The 18,357-nt window shown below is 45.4% G+C and carries 18 protein-coding genes; 11 read left to right on the top strand and 7 right to left on the bottom strand.

The features are described 5' to 3' along the window. Positions 1-47 precede the first annotated feature (47 nt). The 6 genes from ONZ52_RS17900 (at position 48) to ONZ52_RS17875 (ending at position 6,621) form a co-directional block, all read left to right on the top strand. A complete protein-coding gene (locus ONZ52_RS17900) occupies positions 48-713 on the top strand; it encodes a GntR family transcriptional regulator (protein ID WP_265220046.1) in 666 nt (221 codons plus the stop codon). A gap of 7 nt (positions 714-720) precedes the next feature. After that, on the top strand, positions 721-1,452 hold the full coding sequence (locus tag ONZ52_RS17895) for an aspartate/glutamate racemase family protein (protein ID WP_265220045.1): 732 nt from the start codon (positions 721-723) through the stop codon (positions 1,450-1,452). A gap of 39 nt (positions 1,453-1,491) precedes the next feature. Next, a complete protein-coding gene (gene puuE / locus ONZ52_RS17890; protein WP_265220044.1) occupies positions 1,492-2,415 on the top strand; it encodes an allantoinase PuuE in 924 nt (307 codons plus the stop codon). A 172-nt stretch (positions 2,416-2,587) separates the two neighbouring features. Then, complete coding sequence (locus tag ONZ52_RS17885; RefSeq protein WP_265220043.1) at positions 2,588-3,115, top strand: sigma-70 family RNA polymerase sigma factor; 528 nt, start codon at positions 2,588-2,590, stop codon at positions 3,113-3,115. Next, positions 3,108-4,067 carry a FecR domain-containing protein gene (locus ONZ52_RS17880; protein WP_265220042.1) on the top strand — a complete coding sequence of 320 codons (960 nt, stop codon included), beginning with the start codon at positions 3,108-3,110 and terminating at the stop codon, positions 4,065-4,067. The genes ONZ52_RS17885 and ONZ52_RS17880 overlap by 8 nt, the downstream gene beginning before the upstream one ends. 127 nt (positions 4,068-4,194) lie before the next feature. Further along, positions 4,195-6,621: a TonB-dependent receptor gene (locus ONZ52_RS17875; RefSeq protein ID WP_265220041.1), complete on the top strand. Its 2,427-nt coding sequence runs from the start codon at positions 4,195-4,197 to the stop codon at positions 6,619-6,621. On the opposite strand, the gene ONZ52_RS17870 is transcribed toward ONZ52_RS17875, so the two are convergent. The 7 genes from ONZ52_RS17870 to ONZ52_RS17840 all read right to left on the bottom strand — a co-directional run bounded on the left by ONZ52_RS17870 (position 6,572) and on the right by ONZ52_RS17840 (position 12,578). After that, positions 6,572-7,285 carry an IucA/IucC family C-terminal-domain containing protein gene (locus ONZ52_RS17870; RefSeq protein WP_265220040.1) on the bottom strand — a complete coding sequence of 238 codons (714 nt, stop codon included), beginning with the start codon at positions 7,283-7,285 and terminating at the stop codon, positions 6,572-6,574. The two genes, ONZ52_RS17875 and ONZ52_RS17870, sit on opposite strands and share 50 nt — an antisense overlap. Position 7,286: 1 nt before the next feature. After that, positions 7,287-7,472, bottom strand: coding sequence for a hypothetical protein (locus tag ONZ52_RS17865; protein WP_265220039.1), 186 nt, complete (start codon positions 7,470-7,472; stop codon positions 7,287-7,289). Next, entirely contained in the window at positions 7,465-8,325 is an 861-nt protein-coding gene (locus ONZ52_RS17860) for an ABC transporter ATP-binding protein (RefSeq protein ID WP_265220038.1), read from the bottom strand. The genes ONZ52_RS17865 and ONZ52_RS17860 overlap by 8 nt, the downstream gene beginning before the upstream one ends. A 30-nt stretch (positions 8,326-8,355) precedes the next feature. Beyond that, the gene (locus ONZ52_RS17855) at positions 8,356-9,387 is read right to left on the bottom strand and encodes a FecCD family ABC transporter permease (RefSeq protein ID WP_265220037.1); all 1,032 of its coding nucleotides are present in this window, start codon (positions 9,385-9,387) and stop codon (positions 8,356-8,358) included. Beyond that, the gene (locus ONZ52_RS17850) at positions 9,380-10,390 is read right to left on the bottom strand and encodes a FecCD family ABC transporter permease (RefSeq protein ID WP_265220036.1); all 1,011 of its coding nucleotides are present in this window, start codon (positions 10,388-10,390) and stop codon (positions 9,380-9,382) included. The genes ONZ52_RS17855 and ONZ52_RS17850 overlap by 8 nt, the downstream gene beginning before the upstream one ends. A gap of 7 nt (positions 10,391-10,397) precedes the next feature. Beyond that, positions 10,398-11,369, bottom strand: a complete 972-nt coding sequence (locus tag ONZ52_RS17845) for an ABC transporter substrate-binding protein (RefSeq protein ID WP_265220035.1) — start codon at positions 11,367-11,369, stop codon at positions 10,398-10,400. A gap of 261 nt (positions 11,370-11,630) precedes the next feature. After that, entirely contained in the window at positions 11,631-12,578 is a 948-nt protein-coding gene (locus tag ONZ52_RS17840; RefSeq protein WP_265220034.1) for a helix-turn-helix domain-containing protein, read from the bottom strand. A gap of 147 nt (positions 12,579-12,725) precedes the next feature. On the opposite strand from ONZ52_RS17840, the gene ONZ52_RS17835 reads away from it, so the two are divergent. The 5 genes from ONZ52_RS17835 to ONZ52_RS17815 all read left to right on the top strand — a co-directional run bounded on the left by ONZ52_RS17835 (position 12,726) and on the right by ONZ52_RS17815 (position 18,331). Then, entirely contained in the window at positions 12,726-13,865 is a 1,140-nt protein-coding gene (locus ONZ52_RS17835; protein WP_265220033.1) for an ornithine cyclodeaminase family protein, read from the top strand. A gap of 46 nt (positions 13,866-13,911) precedes the next feature. Beyond that, positions 13,912-14,334, top strand: coding sequence for a Rid family hydrolase (locus ONZ52_RS17830; protein WP_265220031.1), 423 nt, complete (start codon positions 13,912-13,914; stop codon positions 14,332-14,334). Positions 14,335-14,368: 34 nt separating this feature from the next. Further along, the gene (locus ONZ52_RS17825; RefSeq protein WP_265220030.1) at positions 14,369-15,661 is read left to right on the top strand and encodes an NAD(P)/FAD-dependent oxidoreductase; all 1,293 of its coding nucleotides are present in this window, start codon (positions 14,369-14,371) and stop codon (positions 15,659-15,661) included. A 41-nt stretch (positions 15,662-15,702) separates the two neighbouring features. Then, on the top strand, positions 15,703-17,103 hold the full coding sequence (locus tag ONZ52_RS17820; RefSeq protein WP_265220029.1) for an APC family permease: 1,401 nt from the start codon (positions 15,703-15,705) through the stop codon (positions 17,101-17,103). 148 nt (positions 17,104-17,251) lie between these two features. Then, positions 17,252-18,331 (top strand): methyl-accepting chemotaxis protein, encoded by a 1,080-nt coding sequence (locus ONZ52_RS17815; protein WP_321160362.1) that lies wholly within the window; start codon positions 17,252-17,254, stop codon positions 18,329-18,331. Positions 18,332-18,357 lie beyond the last annotated feature (26 nt).

Genomic DNA, 18,357 nt, shown 5'->3' with positions numbered 1-18,357 from the left:
TTGACGAATTATAGAAAGACATCGTATACAATAATTAGGAACAACCTATGTCGAATGATGAGATCATTTACCGACAAATGCTAAACGCCATTGTCGAGCATCAATTACCGCCCGGAGCGCGTCTGCCAGAAGACCGCTTATCAGAGGCGTTTGGTGTGAGCCGAACGGGCATACGCAAAGTCTTGCAACGACTCGCCCTAGAGCACTTTGTGGTGATAGAAAAAAACAAAGGGGCGCAAGTAAACCATCCAAGCAAAGCGGAAGCATTAGAAGTACTGGACAGCCGTATATTAATTGAGCCGCAACTCATTCCTGATCTGCTTACTCATTGGAATGCGGAACATTCTGAGCGTTTTCGTATCATGGTCACTGAAGAAAAACACGCAGAAGACAGCAATCAATTAGCCGATTCTATCCAGCTAACCGCCCGTTTCCATTATGAATTGGCCACGCTGGCAGGCAATAAAGTACTGGCGAGTTTTGTCCAACAACTCTGCTATCGCTCCTCGCTCATTCTCGCTGCCTACGGCACACGCGGCAGTGTCGGTTGCGAATGCGGCGACCATTCAGAGTTGCTTGAGCTGTTTGATAAAGGCCACGCAGACGAGGCACAAAACTGGATGACTCATCACCTTAAACACATCAAATCTTCACTTATTCTTGAAAGCAAAGCAGATGAAAACATCGATTTTCAACGACTTTTTGGCCGCTAGGAGCACCATGCGAATTCAGCTCATTAACCCAAACACCAGCGCCGATATGACTCATGCCATGGCGCTGAGTGCACAATCTATTGCACTCTCTACCACGCAAATCATCGCCTGTACGCCAGAGCACGGTCCTAAAAGCATCGAATGCGCTTTTGATGAAGTCATTGCCAGCGCCGCCCTGCTCGATCTTATCGAACAAGGTAAACAGCAAGGTGTCGACGCCCACATCATTGCCTGTTTTGGTGACCCCGCGTTAGACGCGGCCCGTGAATTAGCTGACGCCCCTGTGATTGGCATTGCCGAGGCGGGGTTTCAAATGGCCAGTTTAATTGCCCACCGCTTTGGCGTCGTCACCACGTTATCTAGAACCTTACCAGCGAGTGAACACTTACTGCAAAAATACGGTCATCAACATAAATGCAGCGGCGTCAGAGCCACCGACATTCCCGTTTTGGCTCTGGAAAATATTGATCCTGCGGCCTATCAGTTACTTAAACAAGAATGCCTTGCTGCCATAGAACAAGACGGCGCGGAAGCCATCGTCTTGGGCTGTGCTGGCATGTCGAGTTTGGTTGAAAAGTTGTCTGCAGAACTGCCTGTGCCCATCATTGATGGCGTCGTCGCGGCGGTAAAATTGGCAGAATCATTGCATCAACTTGGCTTACAGACTTCCAAAATAGGTCAATACGGTCAACGTGTTAGTAAAAACTTCACTGGGCGCTATGCTCACTGGAGCCTATAACCGTTCCCACAATGCATAACAAAGAATGGAACACACACCATGAAACACTATTTAGAACGAGATTACGCGGGTTATGGCCGCCAAGGGCTGCCAAACGTAAAATGGCCCAACAACGCCCGAGTCGCCTTACAGTTTGTATTGAACTTCGAAGAAGGCGGTGAAAACTGCGTTTTGCATGGCGATGAACACGCAGAAACCTTTCTATCTGAAATATTCGGTGCGCAGCCTTTTAAAGATCGTCATATGAGCATGGAATCGCTCTACGAATACGGTTCTCGTACTGGTGTTTGGCGCATTCTTAACGAGTTCGAAAAACGCGGTTTACCACTGACTGTTTTTGCCATTGCCACCGCATTACAACGCAACCCAGAGGTAGCAAAAGCCTTTGTGGAAGGCAAACACGAGATTGTCTGCCACGGTTTAAAATGGATTCATTATCAGGAAATGCCGATTGAGCAAGAGCGCGAGCACATGCAACAGGCCCTCGCCCTAATCGAAGAAGTCACTGGGGTTAAACCCGTTGGCTGGTACACCGGACGCGACTCACCAAACACTCGTGCCTTGGTCGCAGAGCAAGCGCAACTTAAATACGACTCAGACAACTACGGCGACGACCTACCCTATTGGGTAAAAGTCGATACGCCAGATGGTGGCAGCAAACCGCATCTGATCGTGCCTTACACGCTTGACTGCAACGACATGAAGTTTTCTTCGCCATACGGCTTTAATCACGGGGAAGAGTTTTTCCAATACCTGAAAGACAATTTTGATTGTTTGTATGAAGAAGGCGCCACCGCACCGAAAATGATGTCCATCGGTATGCATTGTCGAACGCTAGGCAAACCCAGCCGCTTTATGGCATTAAAGAAATTCCTAGACTATGTACAATCCCACGACCAAGTCTGGATTGCCCGCCGCGAGGACATCGCCGATCATTGGATAGAAAATCATCCGCCAAAATAATACGTCATTGGTCTAACTCAAAAATCGAAGCGCCAGTCAGTCTTGTCCTGGCGCTTTTCTTTGTCTTTGCAAAGCAAAAACCCCCTACATTCCAGCACCCTCTCTTGACAAGGAAACCATAAAGATTTTTAATGATAGTAATTATCATTTATATTAAATAAGGCCCAGTTTCATGCCGCACAATGTGACTCCCAGTGTGCAACATGACGTAATGCACTCGCTCTATGTCAATCATCACAATTGGCTGTACACATGGATTCGTAAACGTTTAGACAGCCAATACGATGCCGCTGATTTAACTCAAGATACTTTTTTGCGCATTCACGCAAAGCAAAATGCGACAACCATAAAAGAACCAAAAGCCTATTTAGCAACCATCGCCAAAGGTCTTGTGTGCCATTTTTATAGACGGAAATCCTTAGAGCAAGCGTACCTAGAGCTTTTAGCGAAACAACCTGAATCCTTCGTTATATCACCTGAAAATGAATTCATTATTTTGCAGACCTTGGAGGAAATAGATGCTTTGCTGAATGCGCTTCCAAGTCAGGTAAAACAGGTATTTTTGCTGTCGCAAATTGAAGGTAAAAAATATCAACAAATAGCCGATGAAATGCATCTTTCTCTTGCCACGGTGAAGCGCTACATGAAACAAGCTTATGTAAAGTGCTTCATTTTGATGGGAGACGATTTGTTTGAATAAAATATCAAAAAAAAGCCTGCACGAAGCCGCTGATTGGTTGATCAGACAACAAGAGCAACCACTAAGCGATGACGAGCAAAAGCAACTGCAACAATGGCTAGCGTTAAACAAAGACAATCAGTGTGCATGGCAACGCGCCCAACATTTTATAAATCAAGTCGACACGCTGCCAAAAGGTATCGCTTATGCTGTACTCAATCGACCTGATGATGAAACCCGCCGATTACATCTTGGCAAACTAGCATTACTTCTCGCCTCTGGACCATTCATCTGGGGAAGCTACAAAGTGGTCGACAATCAACAATGGAACGCCGATTACCGCACAGCGAAAGGGCAGCAAAAACAGGTCACTTTACCAGACGGAACCACGGTTAAGCTTAATACGGCAACGGCATTTGATATTTCTTTTGATGACAAGGCGCGCTTATTATCATTGAGAGAGGGAGAAATCCAAGTTCATACTACATCGACGCCTTCGCAAAAGCGGAATCCCTTTATCGTTAAGACACGGGACGCGATTTTATCGCCCTTGGAGGCGAACTTCACCGTACGTCAGTATAGTGACTTAACACGAGTAGGAGTCATTCAAGGCCGCGTGAAAGCGTCACCTAAATTTGCAGAAAATACACAAGACAATATCATTAAAGCCGGTTATCAAATCGAGCTATCAAGCCATGCATTTTTATCTCGTCAGGCACTCGAATCCAACACGACGTCTTGGCTAGACAAAATGATTGCCGTTCACAATATGCCATTAAATCAGTTTATCCAAGAAGTCTCCCGCTATCATAGCGGCTTATTACGAGTTGCCCCTGAGATTGCCAATATTGATATATCGGGGGCTTTTCCTATTAAAGATATCAACATTATTTTCAGCATGCTGTCGCACACTTATCCTATCCAAATAAACAGTCATTTAGGGAATTATTGGGTCACGATAGAGGCTGTTTAATGACAGTAAAAACACTTAATCAAAAAAAACGACATAATTCCTATTTCTGCTGACACTTTTTTTCTTTTCAGGTGGCTTAGTAGTTAAACAACTCATAAGTACCATAATGTTAAAGAAGGAGGTGGCTGTGTCTACCCGTAAAAAAACACATTTAAAAACACAATTTCAGAAGGTAATCAGCACCACATTAACGTGCAGTGGGCTAATCATCGCGTCTGGTCTTAGCCCATTTACCGTCGCGCAAGATACCACGGATCAAACTATTAGCGAGCCATTGCGCATCGAAGCCGGCAACCTTGGAAAAGTCCTTACTGAGTTTGCCGCTCGTCACAACATAGCACTCTCGTTTAACCCAGCATTAACACGACACCTTAATAGTGAGGGTATTTCTGGCAACAGCAGTCCGATAGAATTAATTGAGCAATTACTCTCTAATACTGATTTGGTGGTGATCGCTAATCAGGACGGTACCTACAGCCTAACAGAGCGCACCCAAAACCTGACAGCAGACAATCAAGCGATTAATCTAAATACCTTGATTATCCAAACCAGTCGATCAAATACCAAAAAAGAAAACAGCCCTCAAGTCGTTACGGTAATCACTCGACAGCAAATTGAGGATCAGCTTTCCATCAGCTCCGATAGCTCTCAGGCGCTCGCCAGCCTCTTACCCGCTTACTCGCCGAATACGCAAAAACTAAATAATAGTAGCCAAACCTTTCGTGGCCGTTCAGTGTTGTACATGGTGGATGGTGTACCGCAATCAAATCCGATTCGAGAGGGTAGCCGATCTGCCCATACAATCGACCTAGCTATGGTTGATCGTATCGAAGTCATTCATGGCGCCAGCGCCGTACACGGTCTAGGAGCTACGGGTGGTATTATAAACTTCATCACCAAGTCCAACCGCTCAAACGAGGTGAAGCAACATGTCGACGTGCAACTCACAACACCAACAGATGAGATTAGCAGCGATTCTCTAGGCTATAAAATTGGCTACCAAGTAGAGGGTTCTGCAGGCGATTTTGATTATCTTGTAGGATTAACCAACGAAGTACAGGGCATCTACCTTGATGCTGACGGCAATTATGTTGGCGCAGCAACGGTTCGTGGTGACATCATGGACTCTAACAGCCACGACGTCTTTGTTAAACTGGGTTACTGGCTGACTGACGACAAAAGACTAGAACTGGAAGCCAACAAATACCGCTTAAAAAGTCGCATGAATTTTACTGGCGTTGATGGTGACAGAGAAAATGGTGTCGCAACCAGCTCCATAAAAGGCACCCCGCCAAACGGTGTAGCACCTTACAACGATGTGCAAACCACCAGCCTTTTCTATACCGACAGTGACCTTGATGGTATGGAATTTAAAGCGCAAGTTTTCCATCAAGACTTCGAGGGACGTTATGGCGCGTCAAACTCAAACAGCTTTCAGGACGTCAGTATTGCCCCCGTTGGTACGCTCTATGATCAAAGCCAGAACCAATCTGAGAAAGTTGGTGCTAAATTCAGTCTGACCAAAGATGACCTGTTAAATAGTAATTTAAGTATCACTACTGGGTTAGATTTACTGCAAGACAAAACCAGTCAGACATTAGTATTGACCAATCGTACTTATGTTCCTGAGACGGAATACACCAACTACGCGCCATTCATTCAATTTGAATACAAACCAACGGACCGCTTAGTTCTGCAAGCAGGAGTCCGTAATGAACACGCTAAATTAGATGTAGATACTTATAGAACTGTCGCAACGAATAAAAATACATCGGTTTTAGTAGATGGAGGCTCACCAAGCTTTAGCGATACGGTTTACAACGCTGGCGCCGTGTTCAAGCTAACACCTTCTATTAGTGTGTTTGCCAACTACTCGCAAGGCTTTGGTATGCCTGATGTCGGGCGTATACTCAGAGGGGTATCAACCGCCGATCAAGACGTTGATACACTTATTGATCTGTCTCCCATTCTGACAGACAACTATGAGGCGGGCTTTCGTATCCATCGCAATGCATTCGACTTCGAACTGAGTGCCTACCAATCCAATTCTGATTTAGGTAGCCGAATTGAGAACCAGAATGGACTTTACGTCGTCAAACGTGAAAAGAAAGAAATTCACGGTGCAGAAGCGTCTTTAGGGTTCCAGCTCAACAAAGACCACAAGTTACAAGCTAGCTACTCTTACATCCAAGGCAAGTCTGATACGGATGGTGATGGTAAAGTAGATACCAAACTGACTGGCGCGGATATTCCGCCTAATCGCTTAGTAACATCATGGAATGCTCGTTGGGACGAAAAACTGTCTTCTTTATTGCAAGTAAGCCATGCTTTTAGCCGCAGCTTTGATGATGAAGATTTAAACTTTGACGGATATACACTGGTCGACGCATCTGTCGGTTATAAGCTGCCAGTTGGTAAAATGAGTGTCGCAGTGGCCAACCTATTTAACGAAGATTATTTCACTTACTATTCACAAGCGGCCTATGCTAATGACAGTTTTTACTTCAAAGGCCGCGGTCGTACTCTGACATTGGCTTACGGTTTAGACTTTTAACCCCCAAAAACGACGAGAACAATCTCCTCCCCTTATCTTCAAGGGGAGGATTAAGGGGGGTTGTTTTCTTTTTCAACGGCAAAGGACACGAACCGCAATACACTGGCGGTTCAGTGGCTTGGTAGTAAAAACAACAGGTACGTCGAACCCGAACAGGATTTTCTGACAGTGCCGTTAACTGCTTGTCTCGATAAAACATCGTCAAAGGATTTTCGTTTAAACCGAATAATTTCGACATACTTTTATCTAATAAACATGCGTAATCCGCTTCTGCCGTTTCTCTCTTTTCTTTTGAAACACTCGTTAAAATACGCTGTTCGTAAATACTAAATACTCTTACAGCCACATTTTCCCAAAGCACTCGTCGCGACACTTTAGTTAAACGATAGAAGTGTTCGACCAATAAAGTTAGATGCCCAGCAAACACCTTCGTCAAAATGCCATCTCGCCAAGTGTCTCGACTTTCTTTATTCGAACTATTCCAAACCGACACCGATGTGTCTTTTAATGGCATCTTGGATTGCCAAATTCTGTTATCTAACGGGTATTCAAAGACGCTATTTTCGAGCGAGCCATCAAGGCCCTTATCAAAACTCGACATGGCGTATAAAACAGGGGCAAGTGTGAGAAAGGCCACACGTTTTATCACCAGTGACGCGGTCACTTTAATATTCGGCGCACCGAGTCTCTGGCAGAATTTTTTGTAGGGTTTCCAAACACAACGCATCATCCAATAGTTTGGTAGAATCGATAGCAAGTGGCTCGTCTTGTTGATAGGACTTAAGCCCAAATGCCGCCAACACCTCCCACTCTTCAGCAAGAAGCTCATGCTTGTTATCTCGCTCAAACATGCTTAGCCGCCTGAAAATCGACCTTACGACCTTTTCCATAAGGAATGCACATTGGCGTACCAAACAAGGGGTCGGCGCTGATATGGCATTCCATATCAAACACCGCTTTCACCATATCATGGTCTAAAATCGCTTCTGGTGGACCTTGGCAAAATACCGAGCCGTCTTTAATGGCGATCATGTTATGGGCATAACGGGCGGCAAGATTCAGATCATGCAACACCATCAAGATGGTCGTTTTCTGCGTCGCATTGAGCTCGAACAACAGATCAAGAATCTCTATTTGATGGGTTAAATCCAAATAGGTTGTCGGTTCATCCAATAACAAAATATTGGTATTTTGCGCCAGCGCCATGGCAATCCAAGCTCGCTGTCTCTGACCACCAGATAAAGCATCAATGGAACGATTAGCAAACTCGGTCATGTTGGTGTCTTGCAAGGCTTTATGCACTAACCGCTCGTCGTCTTCCGTCCAGCTTTGTAACCAATTTTGGTGAGGGTAACGACCTTGGCGAACCAACTGCTCAACCGTCAATCCTTCTGGTGCAACAGGTCCTTGAGGCAGGATAGCCAACTTGCGAGCCACGTCTTTACCAGATAAGGAATGAATATCTGCGCCATTAAGGAGAATCTGACCAGTCGAAGGTTTCAACAAGCGAGCAAACGACTTCAACAAGGTAGATTTACCACAACCATTGCCGCCCACCAGCACGGTAATTTGATTAGGTTTAATGGCCAAATCCAACGATTTGATAATGGTCTTTTTCTCGTAGCCTAAAGACAGCGCCACGCTCTCCAATGGGCTATGAGCGAATATATTACTGTCTGCTAAAGAATGTTCGGACATACTCATCGTTAAAAAATCCCAATATAACCAACCGACTTAGAAACGCTGTCGATAAAGTAAATAAATAAAGAATGGTGCGCCAATAGCGGATACAAAAACACCAGCCGGAATATCCAAAGGCTGGAATAACAAACGACCGCATAAATCCGCTAACATCACTAAACATGCGCCAACCAAGGCCGACGTAGGCAATAAAAGTGCGAAACTCCGCACCACAAGACGACGAGCAATATGGGGCGCGATCAACCCCACAAAACCCACCGCCCCCGCATAGGCAATCGCGGGGGCTGCCATCATCACACTCAAAAACAACAGAGCTAAACGCAAGCGCTGAACAGATATACCCAATCCAGTTGCCAGTTGATCACCTAATTCTTGGGTATTCACTCGGCGCGCTAAATAAAACGCCAAGGGCCAAGAAATCAACAGCCACGGCAACAAGGCTTTTACTTCAACCCAACTCGCGCCATACACACTGCCCGTTAGCCAGATATACGCGGTAATACTGGTCGACAGTGGAACCGCTGCAATAACAAAGGTCGTCACCGCGCCCATCGCCGAGGATATACCAATGCCAACAAACACCAACCGCATCGGCGTCACGCCACTGTTCCAAGCAAGCGCGTAGATCAACAAAGCCGCTAACAAAGCGCCTGCAATAGCAAACACAGGCAACCAGATCATTCCCATTGCCGTCGCAAAAAATGATAGGAAGCACACCGCTGCAGCGGAAGCACCGCCCGTAATGCCAATAATATCCGGAGACGCTAACGGATTGCGTATCATGGATTGCAACACCAACCCAGACGACGCCAACGCAGCGCCCACCATGGCCGCCATCAACACCCTAGGCAAACGCAAAGTTTCCACAACAAACTGCAAAGCCTGATCCCCTTTGCCAAGCAGCACCTGAAGTACTTGCGGCAAAGCTATGAACTCTTCGCCTAAACACAGGGAAAATAGAATAATCGAAAGAAAAAAGGCAAAGAGAATGAGCATCGACCATAAAGAACGAACTGGCGTCGAAAAAGAAAATAAACGATGGCGAACGCTGAAAAACTTACTCACGCTTGCCTCCTTTTCGCGCTAAATAAATAAAGAAAGGCGCCCCTAGAATCGCTGTCGTCACACCAATTGGCACTTCTTCTGGCATAATCACAAAACGACTGATCACATCCGCGCACAACAACAAAATTGCCCCCCACAGTGCGCTCAACGGTATTAGCCACTTATGATCATAACCCACCAAGGAACGCACCATATGCGGCACCATCAAACCGATAAAACCAATGCTGCCACCCAGCGCGACCGAGCCACCCGCCAAACCAATAATCAGCAAACTCAGCACCACCTTAATCAGCACAGTGTTCTGCCCTAATCCTTTCGCAATGTCGTCGCCGGACAACAAAATATTGATCTGTGGTGCTGCCAGCATCGCCAACACGATGCCAACAACAAAAGCGGGCACTAATGGCATCACCATAGACAAATCACGGCCCGATACAGAACCCGCTACCCAAAACAACACACTGTCTAAGCCTTCTTGACCAATCACCAATATGCCTTGAGTAAAGGCCATGAATAGCGCCGAAATCGCTGCCCCAGACAAGACAATGCGTACTGGAGACAATCCGTCTTTTCCTAAACTACCCAGCCCATAAACCAGCGCACCAGCGACGCTCGCGCCCAAAAAAGCCAACCATAAAAACGTATTCAAGGAAGTAACGGAAAAGAAAGTCGAGAATAAAACGATAGAAAATAGAGCGCCCGCGTTAACACCAAAGATAGACGGTGAAGCCAGCGGGTTCCGTGTTAAGGCTTGCATCAAAACACCAGCAACCGCCAACGCCGAACCAACTAGACAAGCAACAAGTGCACGGGATAAACGCGTGGTACGGATAATAACGTGATCAATAGACTGGGGATCAAACGCCCAAAACGCTGTCCAGACGGATTTGCTTGAAATAACGTATTGCCCATAAGCAATGCTCCCCAACAAAGAGAGCATCAGGCATACAATAGACAGAGCAAGAAGGCTCCATTTAAAAGTGCGACTGCTGTATAAGTGCATAAATGCTCTAGTGATTAGCCTGAGGGAGTTGATAGATTTGGTACAACTGATCGAGGATTTTTTCAGCTCCTAGAATCCCACCAGACAACAACCAAGCGACATTATCCACTTCAAATACTTGCTGATTTTTAGGCGCCGTTAGCATTTTCCATAGCGGATGAGCACGCCACGCGTCGTAATTTTGCTTCACAGCTGCATCATCAGACTGCAAAATAATAAAAAACACATCCGCGTTAACACTCGGCAAGGCTTCCTTAGTCTTCAGTTTAACGCCCCAACCATTTTCATTCGGCAATGGAAATTTAAAGCCTATTTCTTTCAACACCACACCAGAAAAACTTTGATTCAAGTACAGACGCAAATGATCGGCACGAATATTTAATACTGCCGCCGTTAAAGGCCAGTTTGGCACACGCTTTTTGATAACATGATGAAAGTGGGTAATACGTTGTTGAAAAGCCCCCCAAACTTGTCGGCCTTCCTCTTGCTTGCCTAATGCTTCAGCGGTTAGATCCAAGGTGGTTTTAAAGTCATAGACATTTTCTGCCATCACAGTGGGCGCGATCTGTGACAGCTGACCATAGATCTTTTCATGACGAGACTTGGTGCCAATAATCAAATCTGGCTTTAACGCCACAATCGCCTCAAGGTTCGGTTGAGTTTCCAACCCCACATGAGCAACACCTTTCAAAGCATCTCGCAAATACTCATAGGTTGGCGGCTGCGCCCACGAATCCACCACACCAACTGGCGTCACACCCAGCGCCACCACAGAATCGGTTGCTCCTTGAAACAAGGTCACCACACGTAAGACTTTTTCAGGAACCTCAGCACTGCCCATCGCATGGATAATCTCTTTATAAGCATCGCTTTTATGGACAGTGTTACTGTCAGACGCCATCACCTGATTAACAGGCGCTAACATCAACAAAAATGCTATCAGTAGAAATACCCGTTTTCTTACTTGCTTTACCATCATGTTGAAGTGTTTCCTTCTATTGTTCTTACTAACGAATAACGGCGTTAAAAGATACGAACAGCCAAAATCGTTATAGTAACAATTATCATCCTCACAATCATTAACAGTATTGGGAAAACCTCACAATGAAAATTAAAAATGAACAGTGAAGGTCAGGGTTCTAAAAAAAGATGATTGAGAAGAATAGAAATACTTGCTTCATAAAGCACAATCCGTCGCACTAACCTGGTGCGACGGATTTAATAAACGAGCTGTTTTAGCTCAAAAATATCGCAGTCTTCCAACATAGGTTTCGTGTTTAACTCGGTTCAAATAATCCAAAGGTGTTGCACTGACCAGCTTTTTAAATTCCCTGAGAAAGTGTGATTGATCACTGAAACCGAGGTCACAAGCCAAATCAGAGAAAGTAACGCCCTTGTTGTGATTAAGGTCATAAACGGCAGACTGACATCGAATAATGCGGCTAAACGCCTTCGGGGACATTCCCATGTCGGCACGAAATTGACGTTGTAACGTTCGAGTACAATAGCCCGTCGACGCTTCTAAGTCCTGTATTTGTATATTGCCTTTTTTGATAAAAACTTCGTGTATTGTCTGTTTTGTTAATATTGATAGCTTCCTAGAAAGCTGATTTTTATAAAATTTTTCAAAAAAACCAACCTGGTTCGCAAACACTGAGCTACTGACAATTTGTTCAAAAACTCGATCCGCATTGGGCATGATATCTAGCAAGTTAAGCTGATGTTCAATCAATTCTTGCGCGGATGCCTTTAAAAAGTCAGGGATAACACCAGGAACAAACCGTACGCCAAAATATCTATGATTATGAATAAACTCTGCGTTTGTCGCTTCTAACGTCGTGCCACATACTTTTGCCGTTGGCCTTTGTTCATCACAATCAAACAAGATGTCCACACAACCATCTGGAATCGCTAAAACTTGCTCTGTGGCAGGGTCAGCTTCAAAGCTATAAAAGTGAGAAATGCTAGGAATATCAGAATGATAAAGTAGAAACTCCTGAGCCGCACCCAGTACAAACCAAGGCTGTTTGGAGTGAATTCCTGAAACTCGATCGTATACAGAGTCTTTTAACATGACTCGCACCTGCTTACTAAAATACCCAAAATGATCTTTCATTTTTGCAAGCCCGATGCCAACTCTATGGCGATCAATTTCTATTACGCCATGTCGCAAAAGTTCAATACTCAAAAAATCTGACCGTCTAGGATCAGAAATTATCCGCTGTGAGCTGAAGCGCTTCATCGAGAAGCAATGTCGTCCTATTAGGCAACTAACACCGACACGAGCTAAACACGGAAACACATAATTTCTCCCCTCTGTATGAAGGAATACGCTATGTCAGAGAACACAAAAATCGATTTTATTTACCTGTCAGAACAAGACATGATTAAAGCTGGTGTGATGGATATGCCTCAGTGCGTAGACACTATGGACGAGATGTTTACCCTGCTCTACAAAGGCGACTACAGAATGGCTGGACCTAACAGCGATTCCCACGGCGCCATGATCACTTTCCCTGATGAGTCGCCCTTTCCAACCATGCCCAAACCAACAGCCGACCGTCGCTTAATGGCGATGCCGGCCTACCTTGGCGGAAGCTTTCAAACATCCGGCGTAAAATGGTATGGGTCGAACATAGCCAACCGAGAAAAAGGCTTACCACGCTCGATCTTGATGTTCACATTAAGCGATACGGACACTGGCGCGCCAATGGCGTATATGTCAGCCAACCTACTTTCTGCTTACCGCACAGGCGCTGTTCCGGGTGTCGGTGCACGTTACCTTGCACGTAAAGATTCCAAAGTCATTGGTTTGCTTGGACCAGGCGTCATGGGCAAAACAGCAGTCGCGGCCTTTATGGCGGTATGCCCTGAAATAGATACCATCAAAATCAAAGGCCGCGGACAAAAAAGTCTCGATGTCTTTATCGAATGGGTAAACGAATCCTTCCCGCAAATCACCCATGTTCACATCGTCGATAGTTTAGAAGACGTGGTACGCGGTTCTGACATCATCACCTATTGCAACTCAGGTGTGACTGGTGATCCATCAACGTATCCGATCGTGAAACGAGAATGGGTAAAACCAGGTGCCTTCCTCGTAATGCCAGCCTATTGCAGCCTAGACGATGGCATGGAACAAAACGACGTTCGTAAAGTACTTGATAACACAGGCTTGTACCAAGCTTGGTACGAAGAAGTACCAAAACCCGCTCACAACCATATCCCGCTGCCAGGCGTTCGATTCATGGACATGATCGCTGAAGGCAAAATCACCCTAGATGACCTAGAAGACATTGGCAAAATTACCGCGGGTGAAGCACCGGGGCGTAATAACGATGAGGAGATCATCATTATGTCCGTTGGCGGCATGCCAGTAGAAGATGTTGCTTGGGCAACCATGGTGTATCGCAACGCCATCAAACAGAACATTGGCGTGAAATTAAATCTTTGGGAAACACCGGTTTTGAGATAACCACATAGTCCTTTATTTCTGTTATTTAATTTTTTGGAAGACTCACATGACAAAGATAGTAAAAGTAAAAACCGGTTCAAAACTAGAAGAACTCAGCAGCTACTCACGCCTAGTGTGCGTAGACAATTGGATATTTGTGTCCAATACCGCAGGTCGAAATCCTGACACCAAAGAAATTCCAGACGACGTACTAGAACAAACACACCAGGTATTTAGCAATGTCGAAGCCGCACTAAAAGCCGTTGGTTCCAGCCTTGCGGACGTAGTGATGTCGCGTGTTTTTATCCAAAACCTGGCTGACACACAAGCCGTAATGACGCTAATCGGTGACAAATTCCGCGGTGTCGATCCCGCGACCACAGTGACCTGTCCGCCACTTGGCTCAACCATCTACAAAATGGAGTTGGAAGTAACGGCTTTCCGTGGCGCCGCCAGCGCAGAAGTTGAAGTCATTAATACCGCCACCTAACAGCATATTGCGTCCAATTTTCAGGATTTGAGTCATGACAAAAACACTTGATGCAGTTCATACCACAGACCAATTACCCGAGTCCACAACCGTGGTAATCATCGGCGGCGGCATTATTGGTGTGACGGCCGCATTAACGCTAGCAGAACGAAATATTCCCGTTGTATTGCTCGAAAAAGGCCACATTGCGGGTGAGCAATCATCTCGCAACTTGGGCTGGATACGTAAAACCAGTCGTCATTTTGAAGATGTTCCTTTGGCTTTGGCGGCGGATAAACTGTGGGCGGAAATGCCTGAACGTATTGGTCAATCCGTTGGCTACAAACAATCAGGCATTATGTTTTTAGCCAAAACAGAAGATCAAATGGCGATGCATGAAGCATGGTTGAAGTCCGTCGATTCTCTGTCGCTGGACTCGAAAATGCTCAGTTTAAGAGAAATTAACCAGCATGTTCCAGGCGGAAAAGGCCACTGGCAAGGCGGGATCTACACAGCGTCAGACGGTCGTGCGGAACCCTCTATTGCGGTTCCTGCTATGGCCAAAGCTGCCGTGAAAAAAGGCGCGATTATCGTTCAACAATGCGCCGTGCGAACGCTATCAACCACAGCGGGAAAAATCAGCGGAGTGGTCACAGAAAAAGGCGAGATTCGCTGTGAACAAGTCTTGCTCGCGGGAGGTGCATGGTCACGCCGTTTCCTTGGTAATCATGGTGTGTCCTTGCCGACGCTTCCCGTCATTGCATCCGTATTAAGAACAACGCCTATGGAAGGTCCTACGCAGATTGCTGTCGGCGGTCCAGATTTTTCGTTCCGCAAACACAAAGATGGTGGTTTTATCATCATGCAGCGCGGCAAAGTGGATGCACCAATTACCTTAGACCATCTAAAAATCGGCGTAAAGTTCAGAGACCAACTCAAGCATGGAAAGGACTCTCTGAATATTGCCTTTAACGGTACCTTCTTTCGTGATTTAGCCATGCCTAGATCATGGCGCGCATCTCAAAAAACTCCGTTCGAACACGTTCGCGTGTGCGAGCCGAAGGTTAATCATGGCCTCCTTAACGACGCTATGAATAACACCATCAGTGCTTGGCCCATGTTTAAAAATACAAAAATAGAAGAATCATGGGCAGGCTTAATTGATGTTACACCGGATTCAACGCCGATGATTGACCGTATCAAAACATTGCCTGGGCTGACGGTAGCAACCGGCTTTTCCGGTCATGGTTTTGGTACTGGCCCTGCAGCTGGACAACTGGCTGCAGATATTGTTTCGGATGTCCCCCCCATCGTTGACCCAAGTCCCTATCGGTTTGATCGGTTCTAACGTCTACATGATGGTTCCCTATTAACAAAAGGAACAAAAAAATGAGCAATATCACAAGTTCAGGAACGATAATGACAGCTGACTTATCAGCGACAAATCCAAGTAAATCAAAAATGAGATTGCCAACTATGATGGCGATTTGTATCGGTTTGGTCATTGTACAAGGTTCAATGATCTCAGCGTTACAAGGCATAGGAATCGGCGGTATGGGGTTTATTGCCGCGATGGTCGTAGCGCTCATTCTAGCTCAATTCAACGCCATGAGTTTTTCTGAACTCTCGTTAATGTTCCCGCAAGAAGGAACCTTAGCAACTTATACTCAAAAGGCGATAGGCCACTTTCCCGCTATTGTATCTGTGTTCGCAGGCTATGTTGTGGTGGCTGTACTTGCCATCCCAGTAGAAATGTTCTTAGTCGATGCCATGCTAAGTCAGCTTCTACCAAGCGTATTACCTGAAAATACAATCCCTTTAGTTATCCTATTTGTGTTCACCCTGACTAACTTAATTGGGACAGATGTTTTTGCACGTATTCAAAACATCCTCGCTTTTATCTTGGTTAGCGCGCTTATTCTTACTGGCATTGTTGCCATAACGGGTTCCAACGAACCTCACCCTGTTCTCACTGGAACGACGGTAGACTGGGAATTTGGCGGCGTAATGGATGGCAGTTTTATCGGCTTGGTCGGCTTAGCATTATGGATGATGGTCGGGGTAGAGTTTATTTGCCCTATGATTAAAGAAGTCAAAGATCCTCATAAAAGTATTCCTCGCGCTATGCACTTATCTTTATTTATGATTTTCTTCATCTTCACTGTCTTTGTCTATGGAGCAAGCCTTTACTTAAACGTCGATCAACTCGTCGGTGCACCTCTACCTTTCTTAGATTACGCCAATGCAGTATTTGGCAAAGGTGGACTGATCATTGCGACGGTCATGGGCTTAGCAGCAACCTGCTGCACCATGAATACCGTGCTCGCAGCTGTGCCAAGAATGCTACAAGGTATGGCCGAACAGGGCCAAGCTTTCCCCCAGTTAAAAGCCAAAAACCGCTTCGATGCCCCTTGGGTTGGCATACTCATGATCACAGGTTTAACGACTATTCCCTACTTCGCCTTGGGGATTGATTCGTTAATCACCCTAGTCATTGCCGCCACCACCAGCTGGCTATTGGCTTACATCGTCGCCCACATCAATGTCATCGTATTACGTAAACGTATGCCAAATCACCCTCGCCCATACCGCACACCCTTCTATCCTTTACCACAAATATTGGGCATTGCGGCCATGTTATATGTTGCCTTAAACAACTCACCGTCGCCTGAAATGACCGAGATGGTATACAGCATTACCGGCGGTATATTACTGGTGCTGTGTATTATCGGTGCGATATGGGTGAAATTTTTCATGAAACGAGGCTTGTTTGAGCCTGATAACCAGTAACCTCTAATGGTCCTCCTGTTCATGGCTTAATTTGTCCACTTTAAAAGTGCCAGTGTCACCGCCTCCCAACAAAGACACTGGCGCTTTTTTTAACAATGTTCTGCCATTGGCAAACACCAACCGTTTTCACACATAAAGGACAGTGCCTATGTGGTTTGGCAAAAAGCGCATTCAAATACTAGAAAATGAACTGGCTATAATCCACGCTGAAAAGCGAGTTTTAGAAAAGGAAATCACCAAATTAACAACGGATATTGCCTCACACGAGGCAAAAGCGCTATCGACTCCCCTAACGAAAATCGATGAGCGATTTTTAGCGCCTCAACAAGACATCATTGAAAGTGCCTTGTCTGCGCTCAACCAAATATCTGAATTATTGTTTGAACCAATGAGCGCGTCAGAAGGCAGCAATCAAGATATTGAGCAAAACAAAGAAGTAATCAACAAATTAACCAAAGCACTCGCTGAGATTGCATCCCAAACTCACCTCAGCCTAGAAGATGTCAATGGACTAAAAGACATAGCCAATGAAATCAAAGGCTTCACCGATACGATTCAAAGTATCTCTGAACAAACTAATCTATTGGCATTAAATGCTGCCATTGAAGCCGCACGAGCAGGTGAGCATGGTCGTGGTTTTGCAGTGGTCGCAGACGAAGTGAGAACCTTGGCAACCAAAGCTAAAGATTCCAGCGAGCAGATTTCTGCCCTTGTTCATCGTATCGATAACCGAACACTAAAAGTCAGTCAACAAATAGAGTCACTACACCGCGCTACATTGGATGTCAGTCGATCTTGTAACGACCTAGATACATCTTTTCAAAAAACCGCTGAAAGCTCTCAAACATTAATGGAAGTTGGCTATAAATCCATGGCGTTTGCACACACATCATCAGCGCTTCTTGAACTAAACTGTTGGAAGTCAAACTACCTAATCTCTGCATTAAAAGGCAATATTCAGACACAACCAGTCAACATAAAAGAAACAGCTTTTGGGGATTGGTATTTCAACGGCACAGATAACGAATTCGATTTTAGAAAAACACCGGATTTTATTCGTATTGGTCACGAGTTAGAGCAAATCAATCAACTCACCCAAAAGATGACTCAGACAAGCACAGAAAAGATAGATAACTTAGCCGAATTAGAGAACTGCGTAGTCAAACACATCAAAGCCATTCACCAAGGCTTAAAAGAGTCTCAAAAATTCCTATTCTCGCACCTCTAGTCAAAGGGCTTTTAGCCCTTTGACTC

It is taken from the genome of Marinomonas rhodophyticola, assembly GCF_026113935.1.
In the GTDB taxonomy this organism is placed as follows: Bacteria; Pseudomonadota; Gammaproteobacteria; order Pseudomonadales; family Marinomonadaceae; genus Marinomonas; species Marinomonas rhodophyticola.
This window is presented reverse-complemented; position numbering and strand designations above follow the sequence as displayed.